Below are 14,296 nucleotides of genomic sequence, written 5' to 3' on the forward strand. Positions count from 1 at the left end.
GCGCGGCGCCCCGGCTCTCAGGGCACCGGGCCGACGGCCCGCCACGACGCGGTCACCTTCAGCGCGCGGGACCGCTCGCCGTCGCCTCCCGGCTCGCGGTGGCCTGCTCGTCCCACTCCTGCATGACGCCCTCGACCTCCTCGACGCTCATCGGGTCGAAGTCCACTACGTCCGCCACGGCGTTCACGCCCGAGATCATCGAGACGAACCCGACGCGCGAACTCTGCGTGACCATGTTCCCGATCTCCCGGGCCCGCTCCTCGTACTCCTCGCGCAGCCGGGTCGGGTCCATGAAGAAGCGCACGTAGGCCAGGATGTCCTTGAACAACTGGCGGTAGAGGGCGTCGAACCGCTCCAGGGCCCGCGCTTCCTGCCGCTCGTCCTCCAGCGCGGCGCCGATGGCCCGGGCGGCCAGCCAGGCCCCGGAGGTGCCCAGCCACACCCCGGAGGAGAACAGCGGGTCGATGAACGCGGCGGCGTCGCCCACCGCGGCCCAGCCCGGGCCGTGGAAGGTGTCGCACACGTGGGACCAGTCGCGTGTGGTGCGCAGTTCGCCGAGGGTCTCCACGTCGACCATCGTCCTCGCGACGTGGCTGTCCCTCAGGCAGTCGAGGAAGACGTCCCGCTGGGTGCGTCCGCCACGGGTCTGCTCGGCGAGCTGCTCGGCGGACAGCACGTAGCCCATGCTCAGCTTGGTGTCCGAGAGCGGAATGCCCCACACCCAGCCGCCGCCCTGGATCGCCTCGACCAGGATGTCGTCCTGGTACGCGATGGGCGAGTAGGAGTCGAAGTACGTCCACACCGCGACGTTGCGCAGGTCGTCCTGCCAGTTGGTCCGGGTCAGCTGACGGGTCAGCAGGCGGCCCTGGCCGGAGGCGTCCACCACGAAGCGGGCGGTGGCCCGGTGGGTCTCGCCGTCCTGTGTGTAGGCCACCCCGGTCACCCTGCCGGTCCCGTCCCGGAGGACCTCCGTGACCTGGGCGGCCTCGTGCACCATGGCGCCGAGCTTCCGGGCGTTGTCGAGCATCAGCTCGTCGAACTCGCTCCGCGTGACGTGCCAGGCGTGGGTGAAGTGGCTGCCGGTCGCGGAGAAGGCCGCGGAGAAGTCGCTGCGCCAGGGCTCGGGGTCCCGGCCCCACCGCAGGGTGATCCCGCTCTTGTGCCGGAAGCGTGCGTCCAGCTCGTCCACGAGGCCGAGTTCCTCCATGAGCGGGGCCATGCCGGACACCATGGACTCCCCGATGTGGTACCGGGGGAAGGTCTCCCGTTCCAGGATGAGTACCGTGTGGCCGGCCTTGGCGAGCAGGCTTCCGACCGTGGATCCGGCCGGGCCGCCTCCCACGACGACGACATCGACGTTCTCGGTGCGGGACATGTGCTTTCGCCCTCTCTGCTGACGGACAATCGTGTGATCAGGCATGGAAAGGTGACGCGGGGCGGGTCGCTCGGCATGGGCTCGGCGGACGGCGCCCCGCGGGCCACGGCTGGCGCGCCGGGCCGCCGGCTCTGCCGCTGCGTCAGATCGGCCGGACTTCGTCCGCGGACGCGCCCGACGCGCTGCCGAGCACCTGCAGGAGGTCCTCGGCGGCCGCTTTCGGTCCGTGCGTCTGCGCGACACCGATCGTGTTGAGGACGACCTCGTCCACCCCCGCGGCGGCGAACTCGGCGAGCCGGTCGCGGATCTGCTCCACCGTGCCGTACAGGAAGGCGCCCGCGTCCGCGACCCGCGCGGCGTCCTTCGCGTCGCCCTGGTCGGAGACCGCGATCCCGGCCTTCCGGAGCGCGTCCTGGTAGTGCGGCGCCTTCAGATGGTTCCCGCAGGTCGCTTCGACCAGGGCGGTGACGTCACGGCCCTCGCGCGCGACCGCCAGCGGCACGATGGCCGTGGTACGCACGGGCTCGTCGAGCTTGCGGTCGGCGCCGTGCATCGCCGGGACCAGCGTCTCGGCCAGGTAATGCGCCGGCAGGAGCCAGGTGACGGCCCGGTCGGCCACCTCGCCCGCGAGGGCCGCCATCCTCGGGCGCAGCACCCCGAGGCCCACCTCGACCCGTGGCGCCGGGCGCTTCGGCAGCCGGGCGGCCACCGAGAAGTACTCGCCCTCGACCATGGCGTCGTCACCCGACACCAGGGCGCGCACGATCGTCGCGTACTCCCGGCAGGCCCGCAGTTGACTGGCGTACGGCCGTCCCAAGAGAGCGCTCTGGAAGGACAGGGGGCCCGGACCGAACCCGGCCACCACGGGGTGCCCGGTGGCGAGGGCGACCGAGCGCGCCTCGAACGCCGCCTGGTACGGCGACCGCATCGGCATCAGGGAGACCCCGAAGCCCATCGGGACGCGCACCCCGATCCCGGCGAGCCAGGTGGCGAGGTGGTGGGAGTCGAGGACCAGCGACTGCCCCTGCCACAGGCGCTCGGCGGCGGTCCACTGCACGAGGTTCGCGAACAGCACCGCCTGTTCGGGACGGGCCGGCACCACCGGCAGCAGTATCGAGTACTTCATCGTGCGCTACCGCTTCCGTCGGCGTACCGACACGATCAGGGAGATGACGGCTCCGGCCACCAGGCCGAGCACGGCACCGCCGCGGTTGTCCTGGCTGAAGGCCACGGCCGCGACGAGGGCCCCGACGAACAGGGGGAACGTCGCCGCCATGCCGTTCTGCTTGTTCTGGCTCATCACTGGTCTTCCTTGTCTGTGGTCACCGCGGGAGTTCCGTCAGGGCGCTCGCGCCGCGCGGCCGCGGGGAGGACGGTTCCGGCACGCCGGCGGCGGTCAACGCGACCGGCACGAAGGCCGGGGGCCGGCCGTCCAGCGCCCTGTCCAGCATCAGGTCGGTGTGACCGATACCCGACCAGCCGAACATGTAGCCCAGCAGCGAGGTCCTGCCCGGACACCCGGTGTGGAACCCCTGTTCACGAGCCGCCCGCGCCACGCGTCCCCGGTAGGCGGCCGCCCGATCGAGCAGGGACGGATCCTCGCAGAGGCCGCTCGCCGCGATCAGCGACTGGATCACCCCGCTGGAGCCGTGGCACACCGACAGGTCCACCGGCTTCCCCTCCCGCAACGACGTGGCACGGTCCGCCAGTTCGGCGAGGCGACCGCCGGCGAGGGTGCGCGGGCGGCCCGCCGAGGCCAGGATCTCCGCCGCGACCAGCAGCAGCCCGGCGCTGCCGTTGCACCAACCGGGCACCGGCGGCAGCTCACCGTGGGCCAGGCGTTCGGTCAGCCAGTCCGCGGCCGCGTCGGTCAGCGTCGGGTCACCCAGGTACCGGCCGATCCGGGACACGGCCCACCGCATGCCGATGTCGCCGTGCGCGACGTCGAACCAGGCACGGTCCAGCGTCGTCCCGGCCTGTGCGAGCACCAGGTCGCACAGGCGGGTGAGCCGGTCCTCGTCCATCAGGGGGGCCTGCCCCGCTTCGAGACGGGCCAGCACGGCCATGAGCAGGCCGGCGGGACCATTGGCCAGGTCCCTCTCCAGGGTGCCGGCCTCGACGCGCTCCGCGATGCGCTCCAGCAGCCGGGACACCCAGACGCGGTCCTGCCCGCGGGGCCGGGTGAGCAGCAGCGAGGCCGCCCCGGTGAAGACGCTCTCCGGGGCCCTCAGCAGGGCCTCCCCGTACACCTCGAGAAGCGCGCTCAGGCCGCGGTCGGCACTCAGGTGCAGCTCTTCCAGTGCCGGGTCGTGCCGCGCTGCGTCCTCGAGGAAGGTGACGATCCCTCCGCTGTCGTGGAACGACAGGTAGTTCCCCGGCACGATGGTGGGGACTCCGCGGTCGGGCCCCACCCCGCCGATCCAGCCGCTCTGCGCACCGTGCTCGCCCTGGTGCGTCACCCGCACGTCCTGGAGCGTGCGGGCCACCAGCGGCCACCACGCCTCGTCCGCGGTGGTGCGCGGGACTGCGGCGAAGAGGCTGTGACGGGACATCACGTCCGGTGCCGCCTCACCGAGTTCGCCGAAGCACTCCTCCAGCACGAACCGGTGGTAGGCGTCGCTCTGTCCGGCGTGGAGGGCGAGACCCGCGCGGGCGAAGTCCGCCGGTGACGACGGGTGGGCCCGTTCCTGCCGGGAGGTGTTCGTGGCCAGCTCGGTGGAACCGGCCCGCGCCGTGAAGTAGGGCACGTTCCCGGTGTCCAGTGCGCTGCGCTCGGCCTCACCCGCGAACGCGCGTGCCTCGTCGCTGAGATGCCGGGGGAAGCCCTTCAGCAGGCCCAGAAGGCGCTCGGTCTCACCGGCGTCGCGCAGGTACTTGGGCTGGGTCGCCGCGTCGAGGAAGCGGCCGTACACCATCGTCGAGCGGATGAGGCAGCGTACGGGCAGGTCGGCGTACCGGCCGACGACGTCCTCGATCGCCTCGCGCTGCCGGACGGCTCCCAGGGCGTCGGTGTATCCGGCGAGGATGTCGCCGTAGTACCGCACGGCCGGCAGTCCCTCCTCGCCGAGCCGCGGCACGTTCTCCTTGTGCCGGTACACGACGGGTTCCCAGCGCAGCCGGACGGCGTCCGTGCCGCCGTCCTGGATCACGGTCTTCTTCAGTTTGCCGGACACCTGCTCGCCGCCGACGCCGACGCCCGCCATGATCACGTCGATGGGCGATTCGGGCCGGACGTTCGGGACCAGCATGGTGGAGGCCACGGACGCCTCGACGTGGTGGATCAGCCGGTGTTCCAGCGAGTCGGTCCCGGAGCCGGCGCCCGGCCGCAGCATCATCTCCGTGTCGATGACGCACGGGTGCTCCCCCGCGGCGAGCAGGTTCTCGTCGTGGAGGTCGGACGCGCCGATGGCGCCGAAGAGCGCGCACAGCGCGCCGAAGCGGTAGAAGTACCGGGCCGGTTGGTCCGGCGCGGTCATGGCGCGCGGGGTGACGAACCGCTGCCATCCGTGCCCGCCGACGGACAGCGACGCCGGCACGCAGCCGTCGAGGGAGTGGGCGAGGTACGGCTCGGCCACGGCGTACAGGTCGCGGACGAAGTCGTCGGCCGCCAGCGTGCGCGGCTTGAAGACCAGCTTTCCGCCGCTCGCGAGGCGTAGGCCCACGACGCGCCGGTTGTCGTTGTGGGGGTCCCCGCCCGTGGTGACGAGGGAGGCCAGCGTGTCGTTCCCGTCCGCCAGCAGCCCGCCCGCCGCAAGCCGCGGCCGGTCCTCGTGGAAGGCGGTGAGCATCTCGTCGTAGGCGTCGAGGAAGTGGTCCAGGACCACGGTGAGCCGACGGCGCAGCACCTCGTAACGGGCCAGGACCTCTTGGCAGTTGTGCGAGTCCTCGAGGTGCCGGCGGAACTTCCGGAGCGCCTCGTCGCCGTCGGCGGACATGGGCAGCCCGAGGGCTTCCCGGAACTCGTGGAACTCCCCTATCAGCACCCGGAGGGAGTGTCCCTCCACGGTGGTGACGAGGTCCTCCCAGATCTGGTCGGTCAGGGCCTGCGCGTGCTGGGGCGTGGACACCCGGGAGAGGGGGCCGTGCAGTCGGTCCACGACTGCCTGACGGGGTACGCGGTTCGTGTAGAACGACAGGAAGTCGACGACTGCCACCTGCGGGTCGGTCACGCTCGTTCTCCCCCCACCAGCGTTTCCTCCCGCTGGTCGTCGCCGTACAGGTCTGCGTACAGGTCGCCCTCGCCGAGGAGGTCCTCGTGGGTGCCGGCTTCCGTGATGGAGCCCTTGTCGAGGACGTAGATCCGGTCGGCCGACTTGACGGTGGCCAGGCGGTGCGCGATCACGACCTGAGTGGCCCCGATCTCCGAGATGACCCGCATGACACGGCGTTCGTTGATGTTGTCGAGCGCCGCCGTGGCCTCGTCCATGACCAGGATCTTCGGATTCCCCAGCAGGGCCCGGGCGATGGCGATCCGCTGGCGCTGGCCGCCGGAGAAGTTGGCCCCCATGTCGGAGACCAGGGTGTTGAACCCCATGGGCAGCTCGTTGACGAAGTCGAGGATTCCCAGCCGGTCGCAGAACTCGCGGACGTGCTCCTCGGACAGGTCCTTGCCCAGTGTCAGGTTCTCCAGGATGGTGCGGTTGTGCATGTGCACCTCCTGCGGGATGTAGCCGATGGTGCGGCGCAGGGCGGTCTTGTCGTACTCCTCGAGGTCGTGGCCGCCGTACTCGATCGTTCCGCACGTGGCCCCGTAGAGCCCGCAGATGATGCGGCCGAGGGTGCTCTTGCCGGATCCCGAGGGTCCGACGAGGGCCACGCGCTCTCCCGCGCCGATCGTCATCGAGACGTTCCGCACCACCAGATCGCTGTGCTGGGTGAACCGGAAACTGACGTCCTTCAGGGTGATGGACGGGGCGGCGAGCTCGGTCCTGGTGCCGCCGGGCGCCTCCGGCTCCTCCTCGGAGATCTCCGCCAGCCGGGACACGTACCGGGACACCTCGTTGAACGACGTGTAGGTCTGGAACACCGAACTGGCCAGGGAGAAGTAGGTCGCGGAGATCGCCTGGACCGACACGGCGGCCCCCAGGGAGATGCCGCCGTGGCCGACCAGGTAGAGGCTGAACAGCAGCAGGATCAGCGGTCCGAACATCTGCGTCGTGGTGGACAGTCCGGCTATGCGGCCCTGCTGGAGACGCATCCGCGTCCTCATCGCGTTCAGCGAGTTGCTGTACGTCTCGTTCCAGCCGGTCAGGAACTCCTCGGCGTAGCCGCCCATCTTGATCGCCGGGATCGACACGATGGCGTCGAGCTGGGTTCCCTGGCTCTTCGACAGGTAGGCGATCTCCGAGTCGACCGCCTCGGTGACCCGGTACCGCGTCTTCATCAGGTACAGGGCGTTGAGCAGGAAGAGGCCCACGGCGACCAGGCCCAGGCGCCACTCCGTGACCAGCAGGTACACCGTGACGCAGACGAGTGTGCCCACGTCGAGCACGCCCTGGGCCATCCGGGACGAGATCAGGTCGCGTACCGACGTCACGCTGTTGAGCCGGTAGATCAGTTCACCGGGCGGCCGCGTGGTGAAGAATTTGAACGGCAGGTTGAGGAGCCTGGTGAACGTCTGGCTCATCAGGTCCTTGCCGAGCACGGCGATCAGCGAGGACAGCAGCACGACCCGCGTCAGGTGCAGCACGTAGTAGCACAGGGCGGCGGCCAGCACGGCCCCCAGGAGGACGGCGGAGTCGCCGAGCCCCTGCCAGTGGGCGTACCGGTCGACGGCCCACCGGGTGAGGACGGGAATGCCGAGGACCGTCCCGTAGCCGCTGAGCGACAGCAGCGCCACCAGGCCTATGCGCTTCTTCGCGTCCGTCGTGAGCAGCAGGAACTTGCGCCACTCGGCGAACGGCCTGGCGCGCTTCCGCTCGAACCCTTCGGCCGGCTCGGCGGCGAGGACGATCTCGGTGAAGCTCTTCTCCAGCTCCTCGCGGCTGATCCGGCGCCGTCCGACCGCGGGGTCCATGACGACGGCCGTCCGGCCGTCGAAGTTCTCCAGGACCACGAAGTGGTAGTTCTCCCAGTAGAGGATCACCGGTGAGGTGAAGTTCTCCAGGGCGGCCACGTTCCTGACCCGGTACGGCTTGACCCGCATGCCGCGTGACTCCAGGAAGTGCGCCAGCTGGCCGGCCGACAGGCCGTCACGTCCCGCTTCCATGACCTCGCGGGCGCTGACGATCTCCTCCGCGCGCCCGTAGTACCGCAGCAGCGCGATGCACGAACACAGACCGCACTCCGTCTGCGTGACCTGGGTGACGGTCGGTACGCGGCGTGCCGTGTGGATCTTCTCCCGGTGGGGTGTCGCCATGGTCAGCGCCCTCCCACGGTGAGGGTGAGCGGGCACAGGCGCAGGTCCGGATCGATCCGGTTGAGCAGGTGCAGTGCCAGGCCGGCGCTGCCGACCATGAGGCTGTTGGTGTGCGCGTAGCGGCTGTCGGGGTCGGCCGTCTTGCGGCGGAACACCTCCGGTCTGAGCCATCGGCGTTCCTGCTCGCGTACGTCCGCGTGCAGCGGGGCGCCGTCCGGGCCGGCGATGAAGCGCAGGGTGGCGTGGTTCCCCAGGTCGCCGTGGCACCAGGTCAGGTTGCGGCCGAACCCGAGGCGCAGTGTGTTGTCGATCGCCTGGTCCCGCGCGGCCGTGACGTCCTCGGCGCCGGGCACGGTCCCGTAGGCGGCGAGGGCCAGGGCGACACTGGTCGAGCCGTGGCACCAGCCGGTCGAGAAGGTTCCGTCCTGCGAGGCACGGGACGACCAGTTCCGCTCGTCCGGGTCGAAGAACACGTCGAGCCGCCTGACGAGTGCGGTCAGCACCGTCTCGACCAGGGACCGGTGTTCCGCCGGCAGCAGCGCGTGGGCACGGCCGAGGGCGTGGACGATCCCGCTGACGCCGTGGGCGAACCCCGACTGGTCCAGGACCGACCGGGCGTGGACGCCGTCCGACTGGATCGCCCGGACGAGGAGGTGCGTCACCTCGGTGACGGCCTCGGGAGCGTCGGGGCCCGCGATGGCCGTTATGCAGTTCAGCACGCCCGCGAGGCCGCTGATGACGTCCAGCGGCAGCTCGTCGGCCGGCTCGGCGCGGATCTGCTCGAGCACCAGGGGTACCGCTCCCCGGGCGGCGCGCACCCAGTCGTCCTCGCCGGCCAGGCCGCCTGCCGCCGAGAGGCAGAACAGGATGCCCGCCATGCCGGTGTAGCCGCCGTAGCCGGCCTGCCGGAGGCTGCGGGACTCGTAGCGGTGCGAGGCCAGGATGTCGGCGGTCGCCGAGAAGATCTGCCGCGACACGTCCAGGTAGCGGTCGTCGTCGAGGACACGTCCGGCGGCGCAGAGGGTGAGGGCGATTCCGGTCCGGCCCGTGTAGAGGTCGTAGCCGAGCACGCCGGGCGGCCAGGGGCGGTCCGCCTCCGCGGACGCCAGCGGCCCGATCCAGGTCCTGGGCAGGTGGGCGAAGCGGTCCGGCAGGGAGGTCTCGACCAGACCGTCGCAGAGCTCCCGCGCGAGGGTGACGAGGGCCTGACGCTCGCCGGAGCCCGCCCCGCCGTCCGGCGCGGGGGCTTCCGCGTGCCGTGCGGGAGACAGGTGGTTGTCCGGGAACTGGGCGGTGAACGCCGACCGGATGAGCCGCAGTTGCTGTGCGAGATCGGTCTCGCCGAGGCGGGCCGCCTTGCCGAGGGCGAGTTCCAGCGGGGAGTGGCCGAGCGCGGCGCCCACCTCCCGGCCGTCTCCGTCGCAGATCCCGGTTCCGGTGGCGCTGACGGTGAAGTACGGGACGTCCCGCTCGGCCATCTGCCGGAGCTCCGAGACGATCAGCGGCCGGGCGGAGGTCTTGCTGGCGATGGCGATGCGCTTGAGCAGCGCGAGATAGGTGGCCGGGTCGTCGAGTGCGCTCGGCCCGGTGGTCATGCGCAGGGTCTGGGAGTAGAGCGCGGTGGGGTTGTGCACGTAGCGGATGCGCAGGCCCTCGGCGAAGGTGCGCAGCAGCGTGGTCCAGGTGCCGGGCGCCGCGAGGACGGCGCGGTACGTGCGCGTGAAGCCGTCCGCCATCTCCCGGCCGAGGCGGAGGATCTCCTCCTCGGTCCGCTCGCCGACGACGGTCTTGCGGCCCTGCACCGCCTGCGTCTTGAGGGAGAGCCGGATCCGGTCCGTGTAGGGCGCGTCGAAACTCATCTGCTTGAACGGAGACGTGCCGCGCCCCGGCCCGCCGAGGAATCCGAGGTCCACGTGCCCGCCCCGGTCCTTCTTCCTGCCCGCCATCACCAGCGGCAGGATGCCCACCCCGTAGACCGACTGCCCGATGGTGGCGTACGCGTTCCCCTCGGCCTCCGGAACCGGACCGTCGTGGACCCGCTCCGGGTGGAGAAGGGTCTCGAGATCCACCGGGACCGGACCGCGGCGGGTCGGCACGATGTTCTCGAAGTGCATGTCACGCGCGTTCAGCACGTACAGGACCGCCGCCAGTTCGCCGCTGTCCCGCATGAAGCGCTCGGAGATGCCGGAGACGTCCTCGGCCTCGACGTACTCGACGTATCCGTAGCCGTCGCGGGCGAGTGCCCGGGCGGCGACGAGGCGGGTGCCGAAGGCCTTGTTGAGTTCGCCCGCGAGGCGGAGGTAGGCGGCCTCGCAGGACACGTCGCGCGGTTTGTAGACCAGGCGGGTGCCGGACTCGAAGGTGAGGATGCAGACGGCGCGGCCATGGTGGTGGGTGTCGCCCTCGGGGGTGCCGAAGGAGACCAGCCGGTCGTCCGGCGCGAGACCGAAGGCGTCCCGGAGCACCTCCCGGTCGGCGACCACCCTGGAGCAGAGTTCGACGACGGCGTCGACGGTGCCGGCCAGCACCACCGGCGTGAGATCGCGCAGCACGGGGAAGTCGAGACCTGCGGCGGCGGTGAACGACCCGCGTATCGCCTCGTCCACGAAGTACCGGTAGCGCTCCTGCGGGCTGTCGCCCGCCAGAAGTCCCTGCTCGCGCGCGTGGTTGACGGCCGCAACCAGCGGACGGGTGTACGTCTCGCGGACGCGGATCTCCGCCCTGGCGAGCAGTTCGACCAGCGCGTCGTCCGAGTCGGTGAACAGGGCGGGAAACGCGGCCAGCGGATCTCCGTCCGCGGCGCCCGCCGCGATCGCCCTGATCACGTGCTGGAACGGGTATTCCTCCGGACGGGTCAGCCAGTCCTTGACGACCCCGGGCCGGGCGGATGCCGCGTCGGACTTCTGCGGCCCGCCGGCGACCACGGCGAGAACGTGGTCGTCGAACGGCGCGAGCGGCGTGATCGTCTCACCGATCTCCGTGTCGTCGAACTCCGGATAGAGGTTGATCGCAGATCTCATTGCCGTCCTTCTGCACGCGATGTGAAGTACCCCCAAAAGGCGGGGCGGAATGGACCCTTGGGGGTTTCGATCCATTCCGCCCCACCCGCTTACACCGACCTACAGAGCACTCAGCAGGCGCTGGTGCACTTGGTGGTCGGGCAGAAGGCGACGCTGGCCGCCACCGTCACGGCGATGGAGACCGGCGTCGTGCCACCGGTGACGTCGGCCTCGCTCAGCTCGATGAGCTCGGCCTCGTCGTACGCCCCGAGAATGTCCTTCTCGTTCTGCATGATCGTTCCTTCCCCGTTACTTGAAGAGATCCGTTGTCAGCAGGCGCTGGTGCACTTGATGGTCGGGCAGAAGGCGACGCTGGCCGCCACCGTCACCGCTATGGAGACCGGCGTCGTGCCACCGGTGACATCGGCCTCGCTCAGCTCGATGAGCTCGGCCTCGTCGTACGCCCCGAGAATGTCCTTCTCGTTCTGCATGGAATTGCCTCTCTCGTCGCCGACCACGGTCAGTTGCAGTTGGCCTGGCATTCCTTGGTGAGGGTGCACCAGCCGCCGTGGTTGCCCAGCGCGTCCGAGAGCGAGAAGGTGTTCGTGGTGCACGCTCCGTAAGCGACGCCGTCGAAGTCCTGCTCTTCGATCTCCTCGAGGAGGGACAGGTCACCCTGGTACATGGCAGTTCTCCCTTGTGTGGTGGATGCGGGCGCCGAACTGCCGTTCGGCGTCTGCTCCGATCATGGGAGGCGGACATTCGACCCCCGCATCGCCGACGAGGGAGAGCACGCATCGGCCGCGCATAAGGTCCGCATGTGCCGGGCGCACGGACCGCACCGGTGCCGTCAGGCGTCGCGGCGCCGCAGGGCCAGGTAACCGGCGATCGCCGCGGCCGCGGTCCAGGCCGCGAGGACGGCGAGTCCGGACCACGCGTTCAGCACGTACTCGTCGGGCGCGTGCCGGTAGAGCACCAGCCCGCCGGCCTGGTCGGGCAGGAACTGCGCGGCCTTGCCGACGCCGGGGATGTTGGTGAGGATCGTCGAGACCGTGAAGAAGAGCGGCACGAGGATGCCCATGGTGATCGCGGAGGAGCGCAGAAGGACGGCGACGGCCATGGAGAACACGCTGAGCATCGTCGCGTAGAGCACCGCCCCGAACAGGGCGGGCAGCACGCCGTCGTCCGTGAGGGACACGCACTCGTCGCCCATGGTCGCCTGGGCGAGGAGGAAACTGGTGACGGCGGCGACCGCGGAGACCGCCAGCGCCGTCAGACCGCCGGTGAGCAGCTTGGCGGCGTAGAACACTCCGCGCCGGGGCACCGCGGCCAGTGAACTGCGGATGGTCCCGGACGAGTACTCGCTGGTGACGACCAGCACCCCGAAGACCACGAGCCCGATCAGCCCCAGCCGCAGCCCGCTGAATCCGGCGGAGACGGGGTCGAAGGACGACGGGGCCGGCTTGTGCGCGTACTGGTGCTGCACGACGGCTCCGGTGAGCACGGCGAAGGCGAGGCTGAGGCCGACACAGACCGCGAGGCTCCACGGCACGGAACGCACGGTGCGCGCCTTGGACCACTCGAAACCGACGGCCGCGCCCAGGTCGTTGCTCATCGCACTGCCTCCTGCTCCGCGCGGTACTCGACGGCATCCGCGGTGAACTGCATGAACGCCTCCTCCAGAGAGGCGGTTCTCGGGCTGACCTCGTGGACGGCGATCCGGTTCTCGGCGGCCAGGGTGCCCACCGTCCTCGGGTCGGTGCCCACCGCCTCCAGCGATCCGTCGGGCCCGGTGTCCACGTGGACGCCGCGAGCGGTCAGGAGGTCGCGCACACGCTCCGGCTCCGGCGTGCGAATGAGGACGTACGACCGGGAGTTGGCGGCGATGAACTCCTCCACGGAGGTGTCGGCGAGGAGCCGGCCGCGTCCGATCACGACCAGGTGCCCGGCGGTCAGCGCCATCTCGCTCATCAGATGGCTGGAGACCAGGACCACACGGCCCTCGTCCGCCATGCGCTTCATCAGGTCGCGGATCCACTTCACGCCCTCGGGGTCCAGGCCGTTGACCGGCTCGTCGAGCAGCAGCGCCTGCGGGTCGCCGAGGAGCGCGGCGGCGATGCCCAGCCGCTGGGCCATGCCCAGCGACAGCCCCTTCGCCCGCTTGTCCGCGACACTCGCGAGTCCGACCGTCTCCAGGAGTTCGTCGACCCGTCGCAGCGGCAGGCGGTTGCTCCGGGCCAGACCCGCCAGGTGCCCCCGCACGCTCCGGCCGCCGTGCACCGCGCGGGCGTCGAGCAGCGCGCCGACGGTGGTCAGCGGACGGGGCAGGTCCTCGTAACGCCTGCCGCCGATGAGGACTTCGCCGGAGGTGGGACGGTCGAGGCCGATCATCGCGCGGATCGTCGTGGACTTTCCGGCGCCGTTGGGCCCCAGGAAGCCGGTCACGCGGCCCGGCTCCACGCGGAAGCTCAGTTCATCGACCGCTCGGGTCTTTCCATAACATTTCGTCAGCTCTCGCACTTCGATCATCACACTGTGTCTCCCATGACTAACGTTCCGTGTATGAGCATGGGTGCCGAAAGGCGGGGCCGGGGCCGGAGTCGCCCTCAGTCGCTCCGCGCCCGTCCCGGCGCCACGTCAGACCGCGAGGTGATCCCCGGGCGACCGGAGCCGCCGCTGACCGCCGGAAGCAACCCGCCGTTCCCAGCGGTCAGTCGGCCGGTCGCGCGGCACGCGCCGTCGCCGCGATCCGCTCCAGCGCCGCGGCATGCCGCACGAACGCCTCCCGCCCCTTCGGCGTGAGCCGTGCGAGCGTGCGCCGGGCGCCCACGCCGACCTGCTTGCGCACCTCGACGTACCCCTCGGCCGCGAGCGCCGACAACTGCTTGGACAGGGCGGAGTCACTGGTGCCGATCGCGTCCCGGATGAATCCGAACTCGGTCCATCCCGCGGGCGCCAGCAGGGCGACGATCGTCAGCCGTGGGGCCGGGTGCAGGAAAGCGTCGAAGTCGGCGTCCATCAGTACCGCCGCTCCGCCCGGCGCCGCAGCCTTGCCTCGGCGGCCCGGCGGGCACGGGGCGCCGCCAGCAGGCACGCCCCGACCACCACCGCGGCGGCGACGAGGTGGGGCGCCGGCACGCCGCCCGAGGAGAGCGCCGCCGCCAGCCCCAGGAACACCCCGAACCCGGCGATCCCGCAGACCACTCCCACCAGCGCACCCGTGGCGCCCGGCCTGTTGCGGACCGGCGCACCGTGGGTGTGGCGGACCACGATCAGCGCCACCAGCAGCAGCCCCGGGAGCAGCACCGCGCCACCCCAGGGGTTGGGCAGGTCGAAGGACGCGAAGGAGACGAACAGCAGCAGCGCCGCCGTCAGCACGGAGGAACGTGACAGGCCGAACCGCAGTTCGGCCGCACCGGACTGTTCCTGCCGTCTGCGGATGTCGTCGAGCGCGGCCTGCGCGTCGGCCGGCGTCACGGCCTGCCGGCCGAAGGGGTCCCTGTCGTGCTTGTCGTCGGACGTCATCCGCCCTCACACCCTCCTGAGGAGCACCTCTACTTTCCT

Annotated in this window: 13 protein-coding genes; all 13 read right to left on the reverse strand. The window is 70.9% G+C overall.

The window, feature by feature from the left end:
- Window positions 1-58: 58 nt before the first annotated feature.
- Entirely contained in the window at window positions 59-1,375 is a 1,317-nt protein-coding gene (locus ACZ7JA_RS14980; RefSeq protein ID WP_351665470.1) for an NAD(P)/FAD-dependent oxidoreductase, read from the reverse strand.
- Between the two features lie 142 nt (window positions 1,376-1,517).
- Window positions 1,518-2,501, reverse strand: coding sequence for an LLM class flavin-dependent oxidoreductase (locus tag ACZ7JA_RS14985; RefSeq protein WP_470808591.1), 984 nt, complete (start codon window positions 2,499-2,501; stop codon window positions 1,518-1,520).
- Window positions 2,502-2,507: 6 nt separating this feature from the next.
- Window positions 2,508-2,675 carry a hypothetical protein gene (locus ACZ7JA_RS14990; protein ID WP_351665474.1) on the reverse strand — a complete coding sequence of 56 codons (168 nt, stop codon included), beginning with the start codon at window positions 2,673-2,675 and terminating at the stop codon, window positions 2,508-2,510.
- A 22-nt stretch (window positions 2,676-2,697) separates the two neighbouring features.
- On the reverse strand, window positions 2,698-5,544 hold the full coding sequence (gene lanM / locus ACZ7JA_RS14995; RefSeq protein ID WP_470808594.1) for a type 2 lanthipeptide synthetase LanM: 2,847 nt from the start codon (window positions 5,542-5,544) through the stop codon (window positions 2,698-2,700).
- Window positions 5,541-7,733: a peptidase domain-containing ABC transporter gene (locus ACZ7JA_RS15000; protein WP_470808596.1), complete on the reverse strand. Its 2,193-nt coding sequence runs from the start codon at window positions 7,731-7,733 to the stop codon at window positions 5,541-5,543. The genes lanM and ACZ7JA_RS15000 overlap by 4 nt, the downstream gene beginning before the upstream one ends.
- Window positions 7,734-7,735: 2 nt before the next feature.
- Window positions 7,736-10,753 carry a type 2 lanthipeptide synthetase LanM family protein gene (locus tag ACZ7JA_RS15005; RefSeq protein ID WP_470808598.1) on the reverse strand — a complete coding sequence of 1,006 codons (3,018 nt, stop codon included), beginning with the start codon at window positions 10,751-10,753 and terminating at the stop codon, window positions 7,736-7,738.
- A 110-nt stretch (window positions 10,754-10,863) separates the two neighbouring features.
- Window positions 10,864-11,025 carry a class II lanthipeptide, LchA2/BrtA2 family gene (locus ACZ7JA_RS15010; protein WP_351665482.1) on the reverse strand — a complete coding sequence of 54 codons (162 nt, stop codon included), beginning with the start codon at window positions 11,023-11,025 and terminating at the stop codon, window positions 10,864-10,866.
- Between the two features lie 36 nt (window positions 11,026-11,061).
- Window positions 11,062-11,223, reverse strand: a complete 162-nt coding sequence (locus ACZ7JA_RS15015) for a class II lanthipeptide, LchA2/BrtA2 family (protein ID WP_174266226.1) — start codon at window positions 11,221-11,223, stop codon at window positions 11,062-11,064.
- Between the two features lie 29 nt (window positions 11,224-11,252).
- Complete coding sequence (locus tag ACZ7JA_RS15020) at window positions 11,253-11,417, reverse strand: plantaricin C family lantibiotic (protein WP_351665484.1); 165 nt, start codon at window positions 11,415-11,417, stop codon at window positions 11,253-11,255.
- Window positions 11,418-11,582: 165 nt separating this feature from the next.
- Complete coding sequence (locus tag ACZ7JA_RS15025; RefSeq protein ID WP_470808601.1) at window positions 11,583-12,347, reverse strand: ABC transporter permease; 765 nt, start codon at window positions 12,345-12,347, stop codon at window positions 11,583-11,585.
- Entirely contained in the window at window positions 12,344-13,261 is a 918-nt protein-coding gene (locus ACZ7JA_RS15030) for an ABC transporter ATP-binding protein (protein WP_351665488.1), read from the reverse strand. Before ACZ7JA_RS15030 ends, ACZ7JA_RS15025 begins: the two co-directional genes overlap by 4 nt.
- A 181-nt stretch (window positions 13,262-13,442) precedes the next feature.
- Window positions 13,443-13,751, reverse strand: a complete 309-nt coding sequence (locus ACZ7JA_RS15035; RefSeq protein ID WP_351665490.1) for a transcriptional regulator — start codon at window positions 13,749-13,751, stop codon at window positions 13,443-13,445.
- Window positions 13,751-14,257: a hypothetical protein gene (locus ACZ7JA_RS15040; RefSeq protein WP_351665492.1), complete on the reverse strand. Its 507-nt coding sequence runs from the start codon at window positions 14,255-14,257 to the stop codon at window positions 13,751-13,753. The genes ACZ7JA_RS15035 and ACZ7JA_RS15040 overlap by 1 nt, the downstream gene beginning before the upstream one ends.
- Window positions 14,258-14,296: the final 39 nt, after the last annotated feature.

This window comes from Streptomyces sp. NPDC038135, from assembly GCF_055601245.1.

Excerpts from the sequence above, each read along its gene's own strand:
- ACZ7JA_RS14980 (WP_351665470.1), bottom strand. The coding sequence starts at position 1,375 with ATGTCCCGCACCGAGAACGTCGATGTCGTCGTCGTGGGAGGCGGCCCG.
- ACZ7JA_RS14985 (WP_470808591.1), bottom strand. The coding sequence starts at position 2,501 with ATGAAGTACTCGATACTGCTGCCGGTGGTGCCGGCCCGTCCCGAACAG.
- ACZ7JA_RS14990 (WP_351665474.1), bottom strand. The coding sequence starts at position 2,675 with ATGAGCCAGAACAAGCAGAACGGCATGGCGGCGACGTTCCCCCTGTTC.
- ACZ7JA_RS15000 (WP_470808596.1), bottom strand. The coding sequence starts at position 7,733 with ATGGCGACACCCCACCGGGAGAAGATCCACACGGCACGCCGCGTACCG.
- ACZ7JA_RS15005 (WP_470808598.1), bottom strand. The coding sequence starts at position 10,753 with ATGAGATCTGCGATCAACCTCTATCCGGAGTTCGACGACACGGAGATC.
- ACZ7JA_RS15010 (WP_351665482.1), bottom strand. The coding sequence starts at position 11,025 with ATGCAGAACGAGAAGGACATTCTCGGGGCGTACGACGAGGCCGAGCTC.
- ACZ7JA_RS15015 (WP_174266226.1), bottom strand. The coding sequence starts at position 11,223 with ATGCAGAACGAGAAGGACATTCTCGGGGCGTACGACGAGGCCGAGCTC.
- ACZ7JA_RS15020 (WP_351665484.1), bottom strand. The coding sequence starts at position 11,417 with ATGTACCAGGGTGACCTGTCCCTCCTCGAGGAGATCGAAGAGCAGGAC.
- ACZ7JA_RS15025 (WP_470808601.1), bottom strand. The coding sequence starts at position 12,347 with ATGAGCAACGACCTGGGCGCGGCCGTCGGTTTCGAGTGGTCCAAGGCG.
- ACZ7JA_RS15030 (WP_351665488.1), bottom strand. The coding sequence starts at position 13,261 with ATGATCGAAGTGCGAGAGCTGACGAAATGTTATGGAAAGACCCGAGCG.
- ACZ7JA_RS15035 (WP_351665490.1), bottom strand. The coding sequence starts at position 13,751 with ATGGACGCCGACTTCGACGCTTTCCTGCACCCGGCCCCACGGCTGACG.
- ACZ7JA_RS15040 (WP_351665492.1), bottom strand. The coding sequence starts at position 14,257 with ATGACGTCCGACGACAAGCACGACAGGGACCCCTTCGGCCGGCAGGCC.